The sequence below is a fragment of the Streptomyces sp. GD-15H genome, from assembly GCF_045291515.1.
Classification (GTDB): Bacteria; Actinomycetota; Actinomycetes; order Streptomycetales; family Streptomycetaceae; genus Streptomyces.
Genome location: NZ_CP149447.1, coordinates 7279098 through 7299207 on the forward strand (window position 1 = coordinate 7279098; position 20110 = coordinate 7299207).

9 protein-coding genes and 4 pseudogenes are annotated in these 20110 nt (G+C 69.6%); 11 read left to right on the plus strand and 2 right to left on the minus strand.

What is annotated here, in order from left to right:
- Positions 1-63 precede the first annotated feature (63 nt).
- Together WJ438_RS34375 and WJ438_RS34380 are read left to right on the plus strand one after the other, a co-directional pair.
- Positions 64-879: a thioesterase II family protein gene (locus WJ438_RS34375; RefSeq protein ID WP_406728668.1), complete on the plus strand. Its 816-nt coding sequence runs from the start codon at positions 64-66 to the stop codon at positions 877-879.
- A gap of 18 nt (positions 880-897) precedes the next feature.
- A complete protein-coding gene (locus WJ438_RS34380) occupies positions 898-1866 on the plus strand; it encodes a phosphopantetheine-binding protein (RefSeq protein ID WP_406729896.1) in 969 nt (322 codons plus the stop codon).
- Here WJ438_RS34380 and WJ438_RS34385 read toward each other — a convergent pair.
- A pseudogene (locus WJ438_RS34385) lies at positions 1838-2527 on the minus strand (hypothetical protein); the annotation flags it as partial. The gene WJ438_RS34380 and the pseudogene WJ438_RS34385 overlap by 29 nt on opposite strands.
- Here WJ438_RS34385 and WJ438_RS34390 point away from each other — a divergent pair.
- The 8 genes and pseudogenes from WJ438_RS34390 to WJ438_RS34425 all read left to right on the plus strand — a co-directional run.
- A complete protein-coding gene (locus WJ438_RS34390; protein ID WP_406728669.1) occupies positions 2492-4207 on the plus strand; it encodes an ABC transporter ATP-binding protein in 1716 nt (571 codons plus the stop codon). The pseudogene WJ438_RS34385 and the gene WJ438_RS34390 overlap by 36 nt on opposite strands.
- Complete coding sequence (locus WJ438_RS34395; RefSeq protein WP_406728670.1) at positions 4204-5964, plus strand: ABC transporter ATP-binding protein; 1761 nt, start codon at positions 4204-4206, stop codon at positions 5962-5964. The genes WJ438_RS34390 and WJ438_RS34395 overlap by 4 nt, the downstream gene beginning before the upstream one ends.
- A 294-nt stretch (positions 5965-6258) precedes the next feature.
- The gene (locus WJ438_RS34400; protein WP_406728671.1) at positions 6259-7908 is read left to right on the plus strand and encodes a carbamoyltransferase; all 1650 of its coding nucleotides are present in this window, start codon (positions 6259-6261) and stop codon (positions 7906-7908) included.
- A 121-nt stretch (positions 7909-8029) separates the two neighbouring features.
- A pseudogene (locus WJ438_RS34405) lies at positions 8030-11467 on the plus strand (amino acid adenylation domain-containing protein); the annotation flags it as partial.
- Between the two features lie 68 nt (positions 11468-11535).
- Positions 11536-18219: an amino acid adenylation domain-containing protein gene (locus tag WJ438_RS34410; protein WP_406729897.1), complete on the plus strand. Its 6684-nt coding sequence runs from the start codon at positions 11536-11538 to the stop codon at positions 18217-18219.
- A gap of 56 nt (positions 18220-18275) precedes the next feature.
- Positions 18276-18449 (plus strand): hypothetical protein, encoded by a 174-nt coding sequence (locus WJ438_RS34415; protein WP_406728672.1) that lies wholly within the window; start codon positions 18276-18278, stop codon positions 18447-18449.
- A 10-nt stretch (positions 18450-18459) separates the two neighbouring features.
- Positions 18460-18660: an MbtH family protein gene (locus WJ438_RS34420; protein ID WP_406728673.1), complete on the plus strand. Its 201-nt coding sequence runs from the start codon at positions 18460-18462 to the stop codon at positions 18658-18660.
- A 32-nt stretch (positions 18661-18692) separates the two neighbouring features.
- Positions 18693-19042: pseudogene (locus WJ438_RS34425) on the plus strand (transposase); the annotation flags it as partial.
- A gap of 110 nt (positions 19043-19152) precedes the next feature.
- On the opposite strand, the pseudogene WJ438_RS34430 reads toward WJ438_RS34425, so the two are convergent.
- Positions 19153-19519 (minus strand): annotated as a pseudogene (locus WJ438_RS34430) (transposase); the annotation flags it as partial.
- A gap of 57 nt (positions 19520-19576) precedes the next feature.
- On the opposite strand from WJ438_RS34430, the gene WJ438_RS34435 reads away from it, so the two are divergent.
- Positions 19577-19867, plus strand: a complete 291-nt coding sequence (locus WJ438_RS34435) for a transposase (RefSeq protein ID WP_175264782.1) — start codon at positions 19577-19579, stop codon at positions 19865-19867.
- The last annotated feature ends 243 nt before the right edge of the window (positions 19868-20110 follow it).

Below are 20110 nucleotides of genomic sequence, written 5' to 3' on the forward strand. Positions count from 1 at the left end.
GGCATGAAGGAAGGAGGTGGGGACCTGTGACCTATCAGCGGAGGAAGAAGGTGAGGGGTGTCTGTGCCGGGTTCTGAGCAGTCCGGCCCCGCGGCGGAGCCGGGCGGAGCCTGGCTTCGCCGCCTGCCCGGGACGGAGGGCGCCGGTGGGCTGCGGCTCTTCTGCTTCCCCTACGCCGGAGCCGGGGCCTCGGTGTTCCGGGGATGGGGCGCGGATCTGCCGGAGGACGTCGAGGCGTTCGGGGTGCAACCGCCCGGCCGCGAGGACCGTTTCCACGAGCCGCCGTTCACCAGCGTGGACGCGCTGCTCGATGCGCTGTTGCTGGATCTGCTGCCGTATCTGGACCGGCCGTTCGCGTTCTTCGGCCACAGCATGGGTGCCCTCATCTGTTGGGAGGCGGCACAGCGGCTCCGGTCGATGCGGGCGCCGTCCCCGGTGCGGATCATCGTGTCGGGATGTAGGGCGCCGCACCGGCACAAGTCGCACGCCCCCGCGGACCTCGACCTGTCCGAGGCGGGGCTGATCGACAAGCTCCGGCGGCTCAATGGGACTCCGGAGGAACTGCTCCACAGCGCCGACTTCCGGCGCTTCCTGCTGCCCACCTTCCGAGCCGACGTCCAGCTTTTCGCCACCTACGCCCACCGCGCGGAGCATTCGTTGAACTGCCCAGTGACCGCTTTCGGGGGGATCGAGGATCCACGGGTCCGCGAGGACCAGATCCGGGCGTGGGGCGACCTGACGACCGGCCCCTGCGACGTCCGGATGTTCCCGGGCGGCCACTTGTTCCTGAATGAGACGCGCGCGAGCGTCGTGCGCGCCGTCGCGCGGGCGTTGACGGACGCGCCGCGTTCAGCCGCGCGTTCTTTTGACTCGATGTAATGGGAGAGACTGGGACTCATGACCGGATCCACGCGGCAGGTTGCCGACTTCGTGTTCGCTGAGGCCGCTCGGACGTTCCGTGTCCCGGCCGTCTCCGCAGCGGACCGGCTCGCCGACCTGAAGGCCGACTCGGTGGCCCTGCTCACCCTGACCAGCACGCTGCAGGACGAGTTCGCCGTCTCGATCGACATCGTCGACATGCTCCTGGCCGAGACGGTCAAGGACATCGTCGTACTGGTGGAGCGTCTGACCGCGACCCGGCCTGCGGAGCAGGACGCCTCCCCGATCTCCGACGAGGCTGTCCTGGCGCTGATCAGGTCCCGGCTGCCCGGCTTCCGGGACACCTCGGTGATCGCGGTGGACACCGACCTGTGGGAGGCGGGCATGGATTCGCTCGGCAATATCGCGATCATGGTCGCGGTTGAGGAGGCCTACGGTGTCGAGTTCCCCGACGAGCTGCTGACCCGCGAGGTGTTCTCGACGGCGGGCCGGATCGCCGAGGCGGTGCGCCGCATCGCTGCCGGCTGCAGCCGGCAGCTGACGGGCTGCCCGCACAGTACTCGAACGCCATCGCTGTCAGCGTGTGATCGGCCGAAGCCACGGCCAGCAGTCGGTCACCGTCCGACAAGGCGTCGGTGCGCTCCAGGTCCCGCATGTTCAGGGGCACGTCCGCGGCGAAGCAGTGCCCGACCTCGGCGGCCAGGCCGGCGTGCAGGCGGGTCGGCGGCAGCCCTGCGGCCAACGCCAGCAGGTGCCGGGTCGCTCTGCCGAAGTTCGGGGTCACCAGGTGGCCGAATCCGATGGCCGGGCCGCCCGCCACCCGACGGGCCGCCGAGCGCATGGCGGACACCACCGCTCTGGTGTCCGCCAGTCCCCGCTCCCGGGCCGATCGGGCCGGCCAGATCTCGGTGGCCGTGGCGAGCAGCCGAAAGGACGCGACGGGCGGGGGAGTCCTGCTCACCAGACAGGCCACCGCCCCGTCGCTGAAGACCGTGGTACTGATCGGTGGATACCGTGTCCCGGACAGGATCCGGTCGGCGGTCACCAGCAGGACCGAGTCCGCACCGCCTGTGGCGATCAGCCCGTGGGCCGTATCCAGGCCGGCGGCGAAGTTGGCGCACGCCGCGCCGCTGACGAACAGGGTCCGGACGGTCGACAGTCCGGCCGCGTACCGGTAGTCGTTCAGCCAGCCGGTCGGCTCCCGGTCCTCCAGGGAGTCGCTGCAGACCACGGCCGCCTGGAAGACGGCCGTGGCCGGGCCGTCCGGGGCGCCGGGGGTAACCGCCAGCGCCAGTTCGGTGGTTGACGAGTCGGTGACCCGCACGGCGGAAATACCCTGCTCGGTCAGTGCCGGAAGATTGGCCCGCACCTCGGAGTCCGCCAACTCTCCGAGGGCGATTCGCTTTCCGAGTCGGGAGGCGAGAATACTGACGTACACATCCGGATGCACGATGAAGAGGGCCCTTCGGCGGAATTGTCCGGTGCGACCTGCCCGGTTCCATCGGTGAGAGTTCCATATTTCGTCCGGCGCCAGGACGTGCGGGGAAATCGTGGCAATAACCTGCCACGTCGACGAGCGCCGGGCCGAGCGGCGATTCAGTACAGTGCACGAATGGTCGCTGACTTCGCCGGACCTGAGCCGGTCCATCTCAGCAATTGGGCCCGATTCCTGCTCTGGTTGATCGTGAGTCAGCTGCGGCGCACCCTCACGGGGGCGGTGCTGGGCAGTCTGTGGATGCTGGGGCTGTCGGTCCCGCCGTATCTGCTGTCCCGCGCCATCGACGACGGGCTGAAGGCCGGATCCGGCAGGGCGCTGCTCGGCTGGGTGGCGGTACTGTGCGTGGTCGGCCTCGGGAACGCGGCGTTGGGGATCGCGCGGCACCGAACGATGACCATGGTCCGCATGGACGCCTCGTTCAGGATCGTGCGGGCGGTGGTGCGGCAGTCCACCCGGCTGGGTGCCACGCTGACCCGGCGGAGCTCGACCGGGGAGGTGATGGCGATCGGCATGGCGGATGTCCAGGCGATCTCGCAGTCGCTGACCGTCACCGGCCCGGGGATCGGCGCCGTCGTGGCGTACGTCGTGGTGGCTCTCCTGCTGTTCGCCATATCGCCGTTGCTGGCCGCTGTCATCCTGCTTGGCGTCCCGCTGCTGGCCGTCACTGTCGGCCCGCTGCTGCACAGAATGCAGGAAGCGGGCATGAGCTACCGCGAGCAACAGGGGGCCCTGACTGCTCGGCTGGTGGACGTGATCGGCGGCCTGCGGGTACTCAACGGCCTCGGCGGCAAGCAGGCCTGCGCCGATCACTACCACCGGGAGTCGGGGGCGTTGCGCACGGAGGGCTACCGGGTCGCGGCGATCACCAGCTGGGTCGGCGCGCTCGGGGTGGGACTCCCGGCGCTGTTTCTTGCCGTGGTCACCTGGCTCGCCGCTCGGATGGCGGCGCAGGGATCGATCACCATCGGCGATCTGATCGCCGTGTACGGATACGCGGCGATGCTGATCGTGCCGGTGTCTTTCTTCATCGAAGGCGGCTCCGACCTGGCCCGGGCCTCTGTCGCCGCCCGGCAGGTCATCGCCTTCCTACGGCTGGAGCCCGAGCAGGGGGCGGATCCGCGAACGGCGCCCGCAGCGCCCACGGCGCCCGCAGTGCTCCACGACCCAGTGTCCGGCGTCGAGGTGCGCCCCGGCTTGCTGACCGCCCTCGCGGGCAGCCGCCCGGCGGACGGCGCAGCGGTCCTCGACCGGCTCGGTCTGCTCACCGACTCCGCCGTGACCTGGGGTGGCGTCCGGCTCGACGAGCTGCCCCGGGAACAGGTGCGGGAACGGATTCTGGTCGCGGACAATGAGGCATACCTGTTCGCCGGTGCTGTCCGTGAGGTCGTCGCGGGCCGCCACGAGCCCAACGACGTCGCGGTCCGAGCGGCGATCCACACGGCGGTCGCCGACGACATCGTGGAGGCGCTGCCCGAGCGGCTCGACGCAGCGGTCACCGGGCAGGGCGGCAACTTCTCCGGCGGCCAGCGCCAGCGTCTGCGCTTGGCCCGCGCCCTGTATGCCGAGCCCGAAGTGCTGCTCGCCGCCGAGCCGACTTCGGCCGTCGACGCGCACACCGAGGCCCTGATGGCCGAGCGAGTGCGGGACGCCAGGCAGCGGCGCACCACGGTGATCACCACCACATCGCCGCTCATCCTGGAACTCGCCGACGTGGTGGTGCATTTGGTGGACGGCAAGGCCGCAGGGTCGGGCACGCACCGCGAGTTGTTGCGCACCGACGCGGACTATCGGGTGCTGGTCACCCGCGGCTCGGAGGAGGAGCGGGGATGAGCATCTCGTTGCCCGTCGTGGGGCCGGCCGAGGTCCGCCGCGCCGCCTACGGCGAGATCCGCGCCGATGCGCCGGCATTCGCCCTGCTCATCGTGCTCAACGTGCTGGCCGCCGGGGCAGGGCTGGTCGGGCCGAAGCTGCTCGGCGACATCGTCGATGCCGTCAAGTCGGCTCCCGTGCGTACCGCGGTGGCGACCGTCGATCGGGCGGCCGTGCTGATCGTGGTCTGCACGCTGGCCCAGATGGTGCTGGCGCGTGCCGCCCTGTACGTGGGGGCGCGGTTCGGCGAACGCACCGCGGCGCGCATCCGCGAGCGGTTCGTCAATCGCACCCTGGCGCTGCCGGCCGCCTCAGTCGAGCACATCGACGCGGGCGATCTGATCACCCGGAGCACCAGCGACGTGACAACCGTGGCGGGGACCCTGCGCAGCGCGGCCCCGGAGGTGTTCGTGGCCACCGTGCAGATCCTGGCGATCGGGGCGGCGGTCCTGTTCCTCGATCCACAACTCGGGGCCTGCGGCTTGAGCTGCTTCGTCGTCGTCGCGGTGGTGCTGCGGTGGTATCTGCGACGGGCGCGCCCCGCTTATCTGGCCCAGGGCGCGGCGAACTCGGTGCTGGCGGATGTGCTGGTAACCACGGCGGAGGGCGCCCGGACCGTCGAGGCGTTCGGGTTGCAGCGCCGCCGCGAGCAGGCCGCCGAGGAGGCGATCGCCCAAGCCCGGCGGACCGGCCTGGCCACGCTGCGGCTGCGCACGGTGTTGTATCCGACGGTGGACCTTTCGTACGTCCTGCCCCTGGTCGGGGTGCTGATGATCGGTGGGGCGCTGTACGACCGGGGTGCAGTCAGCCTCGGTACCGTCATCGCGGCGACGTTGTATCTGCGGCAGCTGGCCGCGCCGATGGATGTCGTGCTGCTCTGGGCAGAGCAGTTGCAGAGCAGCGGTGCCTCCTACGCCCGGGTGGAAGGCCTGGCTCCGCTCGTGCGGGAGGAGCCACGGCCGACCGACGAGCCGGCCGACGACCGGATCGAGGTGGCGGACGTCCGCTTCGCCTACAGTCCGGGGGCGGACGTCCTGCACGGCGTCGGGCTGGTGGCCCGGCCGGGCGAGCGTCTGGCCCTGGTCGGACCGTCCGGTGCGGGCAAGTCCACCCTGGGCAGGCTGCTGGCCGGCATCGACCGCCCGCGATCCGGCACGGTCACCGTGGGGGGTGTGGCAATCGCCGACCTGCCACCGGACCGGCTGCGCCGTCAGGTCGTGCTGGTGACCCAGGAACAGCATGTCTTCCGCGACACCCTGCGCAACAATCTGCTGCTCGCCGAGGCGAACGCGACCGAGGCGGAGCTGCGCGCGGCGCTGTCGGCCGTCGGCGCGGATTGGGTCGCCGACCTCCCGGAGGGGCTGGACACCCGGCTGGGCGCCGACGCCCACCCGGTGGACGGCGCCCAGGCGCAGCAGATCTCGCTGGCCCGCGTGATCCTCGCCGACCCGCACACCGTCGTACTGGACGAGGCTACGGCCCTGCTCGACCCGAGTACGGCCCGCAGCACGGAACGAGCCCTCGCCGCCGTACTGGACGGACGCACGGTCATCGCCATCGCCCATCGCCTGCACACCGCCCACGACGCGGACTGGATCGCCGTGCTGGAGGGCGGCCGGGTGACCGAGCTTGGGACCCATGACAAGCTGGTGGCGGCGGGGGGCGCGTACGCGAAACTCTGGCGTGCCTGGCACGGGGAACGGGATCTCAGTCGCTGAGTCAGGGCCGAGAATTCCCAGAATTGGCAACCTCCTGCCATTCCGACAGACCACTTCGATTCCTTCGAAATGTCCTAGGTATAGTGCGCAGTTCCGCCAGAAAGACTACCGCAACCCGAATTGCGCTCGTCCAGCCGAGCTGAACTCACGATTCCCGTCCGAGGCCGTCGCGAAACGGCCCGCGCTAGGAGAACGATGATCGTACTCGGCCTCAGCGGCCTACCGAACGCCCAGCCCTTTCATCTTCGCCAGTATCCCGACGCCGCCGAGGTCGATCGACGGATATGTCAGGGAATGGACAGTGCTGCCTGTCTCGTGGTCGACGGAGAAGTGCGGGCCGCGGCGGCGGAGGAGCGATTCACTGGTGAAAAGGCGACCGGCGCCTTCCCGGAGCACGCCATCGCCTACTGCCTCGACCAGGCGGGAATTCACGCCGAGGACGTGGACTTCATCGCCCACGGATTCAACTACGACAAGTACCGCCGGTTCTTCCACCAGACCCCCGAGTACTTCGACGAAGTACTCAGTGGGCGCACCATCGTCAATGCTCTGGAAAAACTCGGCTGGCAGGACGTCCCCCGCCGGTTCCGCCCCGTCGACCACCATGTGGCGCACGCCGCGTCCGCCTACTTCTCCAGCGGCTACCGGGACGCCCTGTCCATTGTGTCCGACGGCATGGGCGAGATCAGCTCCCTGACCGTCCATCGCTTCCGGGACGGGAAGCACGAAGAGCTCCACAGCCAGGGAGTGGACGCCTCGCTCGGCATTCTGTACTCGATCGTCACTCGCTACCTGGGATACACCTTTAATTCCGACGAGTACAAGGTGATGGGCTTGGCCGCGTACGGCGATCCCCATCGGTTCTCCGGGTTCTTCCAGGACTTCCTGCGCTGCACCGGCGGGGAGTCGACTATCGCCTGGCCGCACCATGCGCTCGCCCGGTCGGGCGAGGGTTACCCGAACGCGCTGGCGTTTCTCGCCGCAGAGCTCGGGGTGGCACCGCGCGAGCCGGGCAGCGCGGTGCGGGACGCGCATGCCGACATCGCGGCCGCATTCCAACAGCGGTTCTCCGAGGTGCTCACCGAGCTCACCGGGTACTGGCTCGACCGGACAGGCGACGACTCCCTGTGCCTGTCCGGCGGCACCTTCCTCAACTGCCTCGCCAACGAATCAATTTCGCGGCTGCCGCAGATCAACCGGATGTTCGTTACGCCGGCCGCCGGGGACGACGGCACGGCCCTCGGGGCGGCGCTGGCGATCGAGGGGCGTTCCACCGGTGACTTCACGCCGTACACCGGGCCGGCCTACGGGCCAGACGCGGTGCGGGAGGCCCTGGAGGAGCCGGCGGCCCCGAGGTCCCGACCGATGGCCTGGCAGTACCACGGCCCGACCGACGAGTATCTGGAGCTCGCCGCCCGCGATCTTGCCGCGGACGACATCATCGGCTGGTTCGCCGGCCGCATGGAGTTCGGCCCCCGTGCCCTGGGTAACCGGTCCATCCTCGCTCTGCCGAGTGGCAAGGACATCAAGGGCCGGCTGAACCGGGTCATCAAACTGCGCGAGTCGTTCCGGCCATTCGCCCCGGCGGTGCTGGACTCCGACTACGAGGAGCTGTTCGAAGGGCGCCCCCTCGCCCCGAGCAGGTACATGTTGTCCACGGCACGTGTCCGTCCCGAGCGCGCTGCGGAAATCGCCGGAGCGGTGCATGTCGACGGCTCCGCCAGGGTCCAGATCGTCACCCGGGAGAACAACGAGCTGTTCTGGCGCCTGCTGCGCCAGGTCAAGCGGCAGACCGGCATCGGGTGTGTCATCAACACCTCCTTCAATGTCAAGAACCAACCGATCATCATGACTCCGGCACTCGCGGTGGACGCCTTCTCGACCATGGCACTCGACCGCCTGTACATCGAGGGGTTCCGGGTGACCGAACCGGAGGGTCAGTGAAGGACATCGGTGGCGCACGGCCGCTGTCGTTCGGACAGGAACGGTTGTGGTGGCTCCAGCAGTTGGATCCGAACCAGGTGGCCTACCACCTCGTCCTGCAACTGGAGTTCCCCAGGGGGTGGTGGAGCACGCCCTGCTCGCCGCGCTCACCGACCTGGTCGAGCGGCACCCGGTCCTGCGCACGACGTATCCCGTGGACGGCGAAGACGCTCCCGGCCTGCGGGTGCTGGACGGGTTCGAGCCTCCGCTGACCCGGTGCGTCGCGGCCGACGCGGACGAGCTCCGTACCGTTGTCGACGAACTGGCCGGCCTGCCTTTCGACCTGGCCCAGACTCCTCCCGTCCGCGGTGTGGTCGTCCGTCGTCCGGACGGCCCTGCGGTACTGGCCCTGGTCCTGCACCACATCGCCGCTGACGGATGGTCGCTCGAGATCCTGCACCGCGAGCTGGCCGCGCTGTACGAGGGCCGGCTACTCGGGCGGCATGTCGACCTGCCCCGGCCGGCGGCGACCTTCGCCGACCACGCGATCGACCAGCGCCAAAAGCCCAGCCGCGCCCACGCCCTGCAGCAGGTGGAATACTGGCGCACGGAGCTCGCAGGTTTTGAGCGCCTGGACCTTCCGTACGATCAGCCCCGCCCGGCCTCCTCCGATTTCACGGCCGACCGAGTCCGATTCACGCTTTCCGAACAGGCCACCGAGCAGCTCCGAACGTTCGCACTGCGCCGGCGCTGCGCCCTCTCGAGCGTGATCGCCGCGGCGTTCCAGCTTGTTCTCGGCGAGTATTCCGGCCAGTCCGACATCACCATCGGCACCGTTTTCTCCGGCCGGACCGACCCGAAGTTCAACGACACCGTCGGGTTTTTCGTGAACACCACCGCGCTTCGGGTCGACCTGTCCACCGCGCGGACGTGTCACGAACTGGTGCGTCTGGTGCACTCGAAGGTGGCGAACGCGCACGCCCATCAGGAGGCCCCCTTCGACCGGGTTGTGCCCGCCGTGGAGTCAGCCCGGGCGACCGGCCGTAATCCGATCTTCGATGTCCTCCAGGTGCACCACGGCGAGGGGTTCGGGAGCCGAGCGGTTCCCACCCGTACCGACCTGCTGCGGAAGCTTCCCTGGCGCAGCCCGGCGACCCAGTTCGATCTGGAATTCAGTACGGCCGTTTCGGACGGCCGGCTGCAGGGAGCCCTCGACTTCCGGGTCGACCTGTTCCGACGTGCCACGGTCGAAGCGCTCGCCCGGCGGCTGCTGCACGTCATCGAGCGGATCGCGGCAGCCGCTCCCGACGACCTGGTCGAATCGCTCCTGACGCTCGCCCCGGACGAACACGAGCAGCAGGTGCGTCGCTGGAACGGCCCAGCGGTGCCGGTGGCCCCGGGCCCCGTGATCGATTCGTTCGAGGCGCAGGTCGGCCGCACTCCGGACGAGGTGGCCCTGGTCTGCGACGATTCCTCGCTCACGTATGCTCAGTTGAACTCACGGGCCAATCGGCTGGCCCGCCATCTGGTGGGGCGGGGCGTGGGGCCCGAGCGCGTGGTGTGTCTGGCGATCCCGCGCTCGGAGGACCAGGTCGTCGCCCTCCTCGCCGTGCTGAAGGCGGGTGGGACGCTGCTGCCCGTGGAACCGGATCACCCTGCCGACCGGATCGCCCGGATCCTGCTCGAGGCACGACCGGTTCTGGTGCTGACCACCTCCGACACCTCGCAGAAGCTCACCGGGGCACTGCCGGATGCTACGGCGATGCTCCCTCTCGACGATCCCGCTCTGCTGCGCTCCCTCCTCGCGGTCCCGGAAGTCGATCTCGGCGACGAGGAGCTGATCGCCCCCGTCCAGCCGCAGAACGCCGCCTACGTGCTCTTCACCTCGGGCACCACCGGCCGGCCCAAGGGCGTGGTGATCGAGCATCGGAGCCTGGCCAACCTTCACGCGGACCACACCGCAACACTGTTCGATTCATGTGTGACGCCTTCGGGCCGGGACAGGCTGAAAGCGGCCCTGACCGCCCCACTGTCCGTCGATGCCTCGTGGGTCGGACTGCTGGCCATGATGGCAGGCCACGAGCTGCACCTGATCGACGACAAGACCCGGCTGAATGCCGAATCCTTGGTCCGCTACGTCCGCAACCACGGCATCGACTTCCTGGACCTCACCCCGTCCTACGCTCGAGTGCTGCTCTCCGCCGGGCTCCTCGAAGGTTCCGAGCACACACCACCACTGCTGGTCATCGGCGGTGAGGCGGCCGACCAGGAGCTGTGGGAGGACTTGCGGGCAGCAGCGGCCTGCGACGCCCACAACTACTACGGGCCCACCGAGTTCACAGTCGACGCGCTGACCGGCCGGGTCAGGGACAGCGATCAGCCGCTGATCGGCCGACCGATCGGGAACACCCGCGCCTACATCCTGGATTCCCGCCTGCGGCCGGTCCCGTCCGGCGCCCGCGGAGAGCTGTATCTCGCCGGCATACAGACGGCCCGCGGCTACCTCGGCCGGCCCGGGTCGACGGCGGAGCGGTTCATTGCCGACCCGTACGGGCCACCCGGTTCGCGGATGTACCGCACCGGAGACCTCGCCCGCTGGACGCCCCAGGGAGCGGTCGAATACCTGGGGCGTGCGGACGATCAGTTGAAGATCCGCGGTTTCCGGGTCGAAGCGGGGGAGATCGAGTCGGTTCTGCTGCGGCACGAGAACGTCGAACAAGCCGCGGTCGTGGTGCGCGACGACCGCCCCGGCGAGCCTTGTCTCGTCGCCTACCTGGTGCCCCGCGAGGGGCTGCTGGAACCGGTGGAGCTGCGCCGCCTTGCCCGGGAGTCGCTGCCCGGTTACATGGTGCCGGTTGACTACGTGTCGCTGGACTGTCTGCCATTGACCGCCGCCGGCAAGGTGGACCGGAGGAGACTGCCCGCGCCCGAGCGGGTTTCCCCGGTGTCCTCCCGGGCACCGCGCACGGCCCGGGAGGAGATCCTCTGCGCCCTGTTCGCCGAGGTGCTCGGCCTGGACCGGGTCGGCGTCGACGACAACTTCTTCGACCTGGGCGGGCACTCGCTGCTGGTGATGCGCCTCGTCGGCCGCATCCGGTCGGTGCTGGGTGCGGAGGTGGCGATCCAGACCCTCTTCGAAGCCCCCACCGCCGCGGCTCTGGCCGATCGGCTGGACGACGGCAGGCCGTCCCGGATCCCGTTGCGGGCGGCAGCCGGGGAACGTCGAAGCCGGCTGCCGGTCTCTCCCGCCCAGCGCCGCCTGTGGTTCCTGAACCGGCTCGACGCGGGCGCCTCGTACAACGTCCCGTTCGCGTTCCGGCTGTCCGGCGGCCTCGACCCGGACGCGCTCGAGGCCGCCCTGGCGGACGTGGTGGAGCGGCACGAGAGTTTGCGGACGGTCTTCCCCGAGGTGGACGGCCTCCCCTGGCAAGAGGTCCGGCCGCCGGAGGCGGCGCGGCCGCCGCTCACCGTGGTGGAGCCGGCCGAAGGGGAACTGGGCCGGGCACTGGCCGCCGCCGTGGGCCGGGGGTTCGACCTCACCGTGGAGACCCCCCTGCGGGCCCGGCTGTTCGTCACCGGTCCGGACGAATACGTGCTCCTGCTGGTGGTGCACCACATCGCCTGCGACGGCTGGTCGGCCGGCCCCTGCTGCGGGACCTCGCCGGGGCCTACGAGGCACGGCGGGCGGGCGATCCGCCACCCCCGGCGGCCCTGCCGGTGCAGTACGGGGACTTCACCCTGTGGCAGCGGCAGTTGCTGGGCGAGGAGGACGATCCGGACAGCCTTGCCGCGCGCCAGCTGCGCTTCTGGCAGGAGCACCTGGCGGGCCTGCCGGGCGAGTTGGGTCTGCCGTTCGACCGTCCGCGCTCGGGGGGAGCGGGTTCGCTGGGCGACACGGTCTCCTTCGACGTGCCACCGGATGTGGCCCAGGGGTTGTCGGCCCTGGCCCGAGCCAACCGGGTGACGCTGTTCATGGTCGTGCAGGCCGGCGTGGCGGCCCTGCTGTCGCGGCTGGGGGCGGGGACCGACATTCCGCTGGGCACCCCGATCGCCGGCCGGAGCGACGACCTGCTCGACGGCCTGGTGGGCTTCTTCGTCAACACTCTGGTGCTACGCACCGACCTCTCCGGTGATCCCACCTTCCGGGAGCTGCTCGCCCGCGTGCGCGAGACCGACCTGGCCGCCTACGCCCACCAGGACGTCCCGTTCGAGTCCGTGGTCGAGGCGCTCAACCCGGAACGCGTTCCGGGGGCCAATCCGCTGTTCCAGGTCAGCCTGGTCCTCGAGCACGACACGGACCCGGACTGGGCCCTTCCCGGCGCCGCGACGACTCCACTCCCGGTCGCTGCCGACACGGCGAAGTTCGATCTCACCTTCGCCCTGAGCGAGCCCGCCGGGCCCCTTCAGGACGGCTCGGCGCTGCAGGGCGCGGTCGAGTACCGGACCGACCTGTTCGACCGGGCGACGGTGGAGGAGCTCGCGGCCCGGCTGCAGCGGGTGTTCGAGGCCGTCGCGGCGGACCCCGGCATCCGGGTCGGGGACATCGACGTGCTCGCGCCGCAGGAGCGGCGCCGGTTGCTGGTCGAATGGAACGACACTCTGGCTCCGCTGCCGGAGGCGACCGTGTCGGCGTTGTTCCAGGACCAAGCGTCGGCGAGCCCCGATGCGCTCGCGCTCGTCTGCGGAAACGGCAGCTTCTCCTACCGGGAGCTGAACGGCCGGGCCAACCGCTTGGCCCGGCACCTCATCGGGCTGGAGGTCGGCCCGGAGTCCCTGGTGGCCCTGGCACTGCCGCGCACCGACGACCTGGTGGTGGCGCTGCTGGCGGTGGCCAAGACCGGAGGTGCCTACCTACCGGTGGACCCGGACCACCCGGCAGAAAGGATCGCCCACGTACTCGAAGACGCCCGCCCGGTCTGCCTGATAACGGCCGGGTCGCTGGTGTCGGGCCTGCCCACCGCCGACGGGATTCCGCGCCTGCTGCTGGACCGGGAGGACACCCGGGCGGCTCTCGTCGGCCACCGGGATGCGGACCTGACCGACGAGGAGCTAATCGCCCCCGTCCAGCCGCAGAACGCCGCCTACGTCCTCTACACCTCCGGCTCCACCGGCCGGCCCAAGGGCGTCGTCGTCTCGCACGGCAGTCTGGTGAACGTCATCACGGCTGGGGCCGAGCAGACCCACCTGGACGCCCACGACCGGCTTCTGGCGGTCTCCACGATCGCCTTCGACATCGCAACGCTGGAGATCTTCCTGCCCCTGGCCCGCGGAGCCGGGGTGGTACTCGCCGACGAGCACGCCGCGAAGGACCCCTCGGCACTGGCCGAACTCATTGCATCGACCGGGGCGACCGTGCTGCAGGCCACGCCCACGCTGTGGCAGGCGCTGATGGCAACCGAGGCGGATCAGGTCCGGGGCCTGCGCAAGCTGGTCGGCGGCGAGGCACTGCCGCCCGCGCTGGCGGCCCGGATGCACGGCTCGGGCGTCGCGGCCTTCAACCTCTACGGACCCACCGAGACCACCATCTACTCCACCGGTGCGCCGCTGTCATCGGCGGCCGTTCCGCCGATCGGCCGACCCCTGGCCAACACCCGGGTCTACGTGCTGGACGACCGGGCGCGACCGGTACCGGTGGGGGTGGCCGGCGAACTGTACATCGCAGGCGCCGGATTGGCGCGCGGCTACCTGGGTCGGCCGGGGCTGACGGCGGAGCGTTTCATCGCCGACCCGTACGGGCCCCCGGGATCGCGGATGTACCGCACCGGCGATATCGTGCGGTGGAACCGGGACCAGGAACTGGTGTATCTGGGCCGGGCCGACCAGCAGGTGAAGCTGCGGGGCTTCCGCATCGAACCGGGTGAGGTCGAAGCGGCACTGACCTCGCACCCCTCGGTGGCCCGGGCGGCGGTGGCAGTACGCGAGCACCGGCCCGGCGACCGGCTGCTGGTCGGGTACGTCGTGCCCCAGACGCCCGCCGCGGCCGAGGGGATGGACTCGGAGCTGCGCGCATTCGTGCAGCGGCGCCTGCCCGCGTACATGGTCCCGTCGGCGATCGTGGTGCTGGAGAAGCTGCCCCTGACACCGAACGGGAAGCTGGACCGTCGAGCACTGCCCGCTCCGAACTTCGGCGCGGCCGTCAGCGGCCGGGACCCGCGGACCCCGCAGGAGGAGATCCTCTGCGCCCTGTTCGCCGAGGTGCTCGGCCTGGACCGGGTCGGCGTCGACGACAACTTCTTCGACCTGGGCGGGCACTCGCTGCTGGTGATGCGCCTCGTCGGCCGCATCCGGTCGGTGCTGGGTGCGGAGGTGGCGATCCAGACCCTCTTCGAAGCCCCCACCGCCGCGGCTCTGGCCGATCGGCTGGACGACGGCAGGCCGTCCCGGATCCCGTTGCGGGCGGCGGCCCGACCGGATCGCCTGCCGATGTCGTTCGAACAGCGTCGCCTGTGGTTCCTGAGCGAGCTGGACGGTGGGGTCGCGTACAACCTCCCCTTCGCGCTCCGGCTGTCCGGCGCCCTCGACGTCGAGGCGATGAGGGTCGCTCTGGCCGATCTGGTGGATCGGCACGAGGTGCTGCGGACGGTCTTCCCCGCAGCTGACGGCCGTCAGTGGCAGCAGGTGCTGACGGGATCTGCCGCGGAGCCGTCCCTGACGGTCGTGTCGAGCACCGAGGAGTCTCTCGACGCGGAACTGGCCGTAGCGGCAGAACGGCCGTTCCGGCTCAAGCACGAACCCCCGCTGCGCTCGTTCGTTTTCGAGCTCGGTCCTGACGATCACGTGCTCCTGCTGGTGGTGCACCACATCGCCTGCGACGGCTGGTCGGTGCAGCCATTGCTGCGGGACCTGGCCGAGGCCTACGAGGCACGGCGGCGCGGGACGGCGCCGGATTGGCCGCTCCTGCCGGTGCAGTACGCCGATTACACGCTGTGGCGACAGGAGTTGCTCGGCAGCGAGGACGATCCGGACAGCCTTGCCGCGCGGCAGGTGGCGTACTGGCGTGAGGCGCTGGCCGACGTTCCGGCCCTACTGGAGCTTCCGTTCGATCACCCGCGGACACCCGAATCCGATCTCCGGGCCGGGACGGTGGATTTCGAGGTCGTCCCGGAGGTGACCGCAAAACTGGTCTCGGTGGCTCGTTCCTGCGGCAGCACACTGTTCATGGCGCTGCAGGCCGCAGTCGCCGTGCTGCTGTCGAGGGTAGGCGCAGGCCCTGACATTCCTCTGGGCACGGCTGTCTCCAGCCGGACCGACGAAGCCCTCGACAACCTGGTGGGCTTCTTCGTGAATACCCTGGTCCTGCGGACTGACCTGTCGGAGGATCCGCCCTTCACCGGACTGCTGCGACGCATCAGGCAGGCGGATCTGGAGGCGTTCGCGAATCAGGACGTGCCGTTCGAGTCCCTGGTCGAGGCGCTCAACCCGGAGCGAGTTGCGGGGGCCAACCCGCTGTTCCAGGTGAGCGTTTCGATGCAAGTCGGGGAGGAGGCGGTGCCGGACCTGTCCGGACTGGAAGTGCACTGGCAGGAGGTGGGCCCCGGCCTGGCGGCCTTCGACCTGGCCTTCGTGTTCGACCAGGTCGAGGCGGATGCTCCCCGGGACGTCCCCACCCATGGCCTCGCCGCCTCGATCCGGTATCGAGCGGATCTGTTCGACCGGACTTCGGTGGAGCTGCTGGCGACTCGCCTCCTGCGGGTGCTCGACAGCGTGGTCCGGGACCCTTCCGTGCGGGTCGGCGAGGTGGAGATCCTCTCGCCGGAGGAGCGCCACCGGGTCTTGGTCGAATGGAACGACACCGCCCGGGAGTTGCCGACGCGATCGCTGCCGGAGCTGTTCGCAGCGCAAGTGGCTCTCAATCCACGGGCCGTGGCGGTGGCGTGCGGGGACGAGGAGCTGACGTACGCCGAACTAGACGCCCGGGCGAATCGGTTGGCCCATGAGTTGATCGCCCGCGGGGTCGGCCCGGAGCGGATCGTGGCGCTGTCGCTGCCGCGCACCGACGACCTGGTGGTGGCACTGCTGGCGGTGCTCAAGACGGGTGCGGCCTATCTTCCGGTCGACCCCGGTTACCCTCCGGACCGGATCACCTTCATGCTGGCCGATGCGGCGCCCGTGTGCATGATCAGCACGGCGGCCGTGGCACCCGGCTTGCCGGACGCCCCCGACCTGCCCACTCTGGTGCTGGACGACGAGGAGTTCTCCCGGTCGTTGGCGAAGCGGCCCGCTGACGGCCCCTCGGACGACGTGCGCACCGAGCCGTTGTCTCCCGCTCATCCGGCGTATGTCATCTACACCTCCGGCTCCACCGGCCGGCCCAAGGGCGTCGTGGTATCCCACGCCGGACTTCCCGGCATGGCGTTGTCCCAGGCGGCGAGCCTCGGTGTGGACCGTGACGCGCGGGTGCTCCAGTTCGCCTCGATCAGCTTCGACGCCTCGGTGTCGGAGATCTGGATGGCGCTGTTGTCCGGCGGCCGCCTGGTCATCACGCCTGAGGCGAGCCGGGCGGCGGGGCCGGTGCTCGCTGATTTCCTCCGGGCGAACGGCATCACGCATGCCACGCTGCCGCCGGCGGTGCTGCTCGGCACGGACTTCAACGCGGACGTGGCCGGCATCACCCTCGTGACCGCCGGCGAGGCGTGCACTCCGGCGGTCGCCGAGGCGACCCGCCACTTCGGCCGGGTGGTCAACGCCTACGGCCCGACCGAGGCGACGGTGTGCGTGACAATGCACCCGCTCGACCCGGCGCAGCCGGTCGTCCCGCTCGGCCGTCCGCTGGCGAACACCAGGGTGTACGTGCTGGACCCAAGGCTTTCACCGTTGCCGCCGGGGGCGATCGGCGAGCTGTACGTGGCGGGACCGGGCCTGGCCCGGGGGTACCTGGGCCGGCCGGGGCTCACCGCGTCACGTTTCGTCGCCAATCCGTTCGGCGCGCCGGGGGAACGAATGTACCGGACCGGGGACCTGGTCTCATGGTCGAAGGACGGCGAGCTGATGTTCCACGGCCGCACCGACGAGCAGGTGAAGGTCCGGGGTTTCCGCATCGAACCCGGCGAGATCGAGTCGGTGTTGGCGGACCATCCGCAGGTGGGTCGAGTAGCGGTGACCGCGCGCGAGGATCGTCCCGGAGATGTGCGGCTGGTCGCCTACGTGGTGCCCCCCACCACCCTTCCGGGCGCGGAGCCGGACATCTCGCAGCTGCGGCGTTTCGCGGCAGATCGCCTACCGGGCTTCATGGTCCCGACTCTGGTCGTCCTGGACTCGTTGCCGCTGACCGCGAACGGGAAGCTGGACCGGAAGGCGCTTCCGGTGCCCGGTGGCCCGACAGCCGTTTCCGACGAGGATCCGCGGCTTCCGCTGGATCCGCGCACCGACCTGCTCTGTCGGGTGTTCGCCGATGTGCTGGGTCTGGAGCGGTTCGGAATGGACGACTCGTTCTTCGAACTGGGCGGACATTCCCTGCTGGCGGTTCGGGTCATCGATCGGATCAGCGCTCTGCTCGGTGTCGAGATCAGCGTCGGGACACTGTTCGAAGCACCGACCCCGGCCGGTCTCGCGGCGCGACTGGACGCCGCCCCGAGCGACCAGTTCTCGAGCGTCATCGAACTTCAGCGTGGCCAGGGGAACGGTCGGCCCGTGTTCTGCATTCATCCGATCGGGGGGCTCGCTTGGTGCTACTCGGCGGTGCTGCCCTATCTGGAGCGCGGACAGGCCGTGTACGGCATCCAAGTGACGGAAAGTCACGGAAGATTCCGATCGGTGGCGTCCATGGAGGAGTTGGTCGCACGCTACGTCGACCTCATCACCTCAACGCAGCCCGACGGGCCGTACATCATCATGGGCTGGTCCCTTGGCGGCGTACTCGCCTGTGAAGTGGCGAACCGGCTCAAGGCATCCAGCCGCCAGGTCGACCTGGTCGCCATGTTCGATTCCAGGCCGTACGAGGAACCGCTGTCCCTGGATGCCTCCGCGGGCGAATTCGAGGAGTGGATTGCCACCGAAGTCCTCGGCAGCGGAGGAGCGGAGGCAGCCATCGACGAGCAGCAGAGCCGAGCACTGATCCGGGCGGCCCGGGCGGTCGCCGCCGTTCTCCGCCCACCCACGACGGACGGTTACTCGGGGCGGGTGCTGAGCATCGCCGCCTCCCGGTCGACGGCGGAACTCGGTTCCCCGGAACCCTCATGGAGCCCGTATCTGAAGGACGTCGATCACCACACCATCGACGCGGAGCACCGGACGATGATGTCCGCGACGGCAATGCAACAGGCGGGTCCCATCCTGCGCAGTGCTCTGGCGAGGACGGACTCGACCCCGAGAAAGCGGGATGACGACGTGTGACACATCGGCCTCGGCATCTCGCATCCCGACGAATCCCGACCGCTCGGCGACGGCCGATGCGACTTTATTCGGCCCACGCTCGGCCGGACGCCGAGCTCCGTGCACTCTTCACCGATCTGCTGCTCGCCGTCGCCGACGCGGAGGCGGCCGGGCCCGTGCACCAGCTGCATTCCAACATGATCAGAGGATTCGAATTGCTCCCGGTTCTGCTGCATCGTCGCCGCCCCTGAAAGGAGTGCGATGTCCAACCCGTTCGACAACCAGGACGGAATCTTCCTGGTGCTTCGGAATGCCGAGGGACAACACTCATTTTGGCCCGAAACGATTGACGTTCCCGCCGGCTGGGATGTCGCGTGCGGACCCGCCCCCCGTGTGGACTGCCTCGCATACGTCGAGCACCATTGGACCGATCTGCGTCCCCGGAACCTGTGGAACCAGTGATCGGCGAGATCCTGCCACCCGGAATCGCCTGGGCGGATCGGTTCGACGCCCGGGTCACGGAGTTCCGAGGCCGCCCTCTCGACGCCGGCCCCTGCACCTTCGTATGGGTCGACGCCCGACCCAGAAGGTCCGCGAGGGCGGGCGGGTGGTCAACGTGCACGCCCTGGTCGCGGTCGGCGTGAACGCCGAGGGCCACCGTGAGACCCTCGGCATCGACATCGCCAGCAGCGAGGACGGCGCCGGCTGGCCGTCCTTCCTGTGTTCGCTGGTGGCCCGCGGCCTGACCGAGGTCCAACTGGTGGTCTCCGACGTCCATGCCGGCCTGGCCTCCGCGACCGGCGAGACTCTGCCCGGTGCCGCCTGGCAGCGCTGTCGCCCCCACTGAAGCCGTAAGGAATCAACCTGTCGGCGTGTCGTGGTCGGTGCGGGCGGCGGGGAGGTCGGTGGCGGTGCGGTAACGTCCCTCTATGTCCTTCGTCAAGCCTGGGCCGGTCATGCGGCGGCGGTTTCGGGGGTGCGGCATTCGTAGAAGGTTCCGTCGCGGAGCATGGCGAACAGAACACTGATGCGCTGGCGGGCGAGGCGGAGGAGGGCCTGGGTGTGGGTCTTGCCGCGTGCTCGCTGGCGGTCGTAGTAGGTGCGGGAAGCGGGGTCGTGGAGGGCGGCGAAGGCGGACAGGAACATGGCCCGTTTCAGGAGCCGGTTGCCGGTCCTGGGGGCGTGTTCGCCGTGGATGGAGGACCCGGAGGACTTGGTGGCCGGGGCCAGCCGGCGTAGAGGCCAGGTGGGCGGCGGTCGGGAACGAGCTGCCGTCGCCGACGGTGACCAGCAAGGTGGCGGCGGTCCTGACTGAGGGGCCACGAAGTTTCCGGACAGGGACCCAATAGGGTTGTCCTGAACAGGAGACGAGGAAGAAGTGGCGCCACCCAGTAAGTACTCGCCGGAGTTCCGCGAGGAAGCCGTCCAGATCGCGTTGAGGTCGAGCAAGACGATCTCCGAAGTCGCCCGGGAGCTTGAGCTGAACCCGGAGACACTACGCGGCTGGGTCAAGAAGCACCAAAAGCAGCAGGAACCGGCTCCCGATGCGGAACTGACGGTGAACGAGCGGGCGCGCCTGAAGGAACTCGAACGACGCAACCGCGAGCTGGAGATGGAAGTCACCTTCCTGAAAAAAGCCGCAGCGTACTTCGCGAAGGATCCCCGGTAGCAAGCAAGTACGAGTTCATCGACGAGATGCGGCTCGACACCACGGAGTACGCATTGGTCCGCCCAGCGTTTGCGGGACAACCCATAGCCAGACAGAGAAGGTTGGTGATGTAACGGGACGCCTCTTGGGAGTCCATGTCAGGGACTCCCGATCACCATTACGGGCTCGTACCCGGTGGCCTGATCAGGCCGTTGATTGACGCCGGACCTCGCGTTCCGGCGCCCTTCAACGTTCTCCCTCGCA

Excerpts from the sequence above, each read along its gene's own strand:
- WJ438_RS34380 (WP_406729896.1), top strand. The coding sequence starts at position 898 with ATGACCGGATCCACGCGGCAGGTTGCCGACTTCGTGTTCGCTGAGGCC.
- WJ438_RS34390 (WP_406728669.1), top strand. The coding sequence starts at position 2,492 with ATGGTCGCTGACTTCGCCGGACCTGAGCCGGTCCATCTCAGCAATTGG.
- WJ438_RS34395 (WP_406728670.1), top strand. The coding sequence starts at position 4,204 with ATGAGCATCTCGTTGCCCGTCGTGGGGCCGGCCGAGGTCCGCCGCGCC.
- WJ438_RS34400 (WP_406728671.1), top strand. The coding sequence starts at position 6,259 with ATGGACAGTGCTGCCTGTCTCGTGGTCGACGGAGAAGTGCGGGCCGCG.
- WJ438_RS34415 (WP_406728672.1), top strand. The coding sequence starts at position 18,276 with ATGCGACTTTATTCGGCCCACGCTCGGCCGGACGCCGAGCTCCGTGCA.
- WJ438_RS34420 (WP_406728673.1), top strand. The coding sequence starts at position 18,460 with ATGTCCAACCCGTTCGACAACCAGGACGGAATCTTCCTGGTGCTTCGG.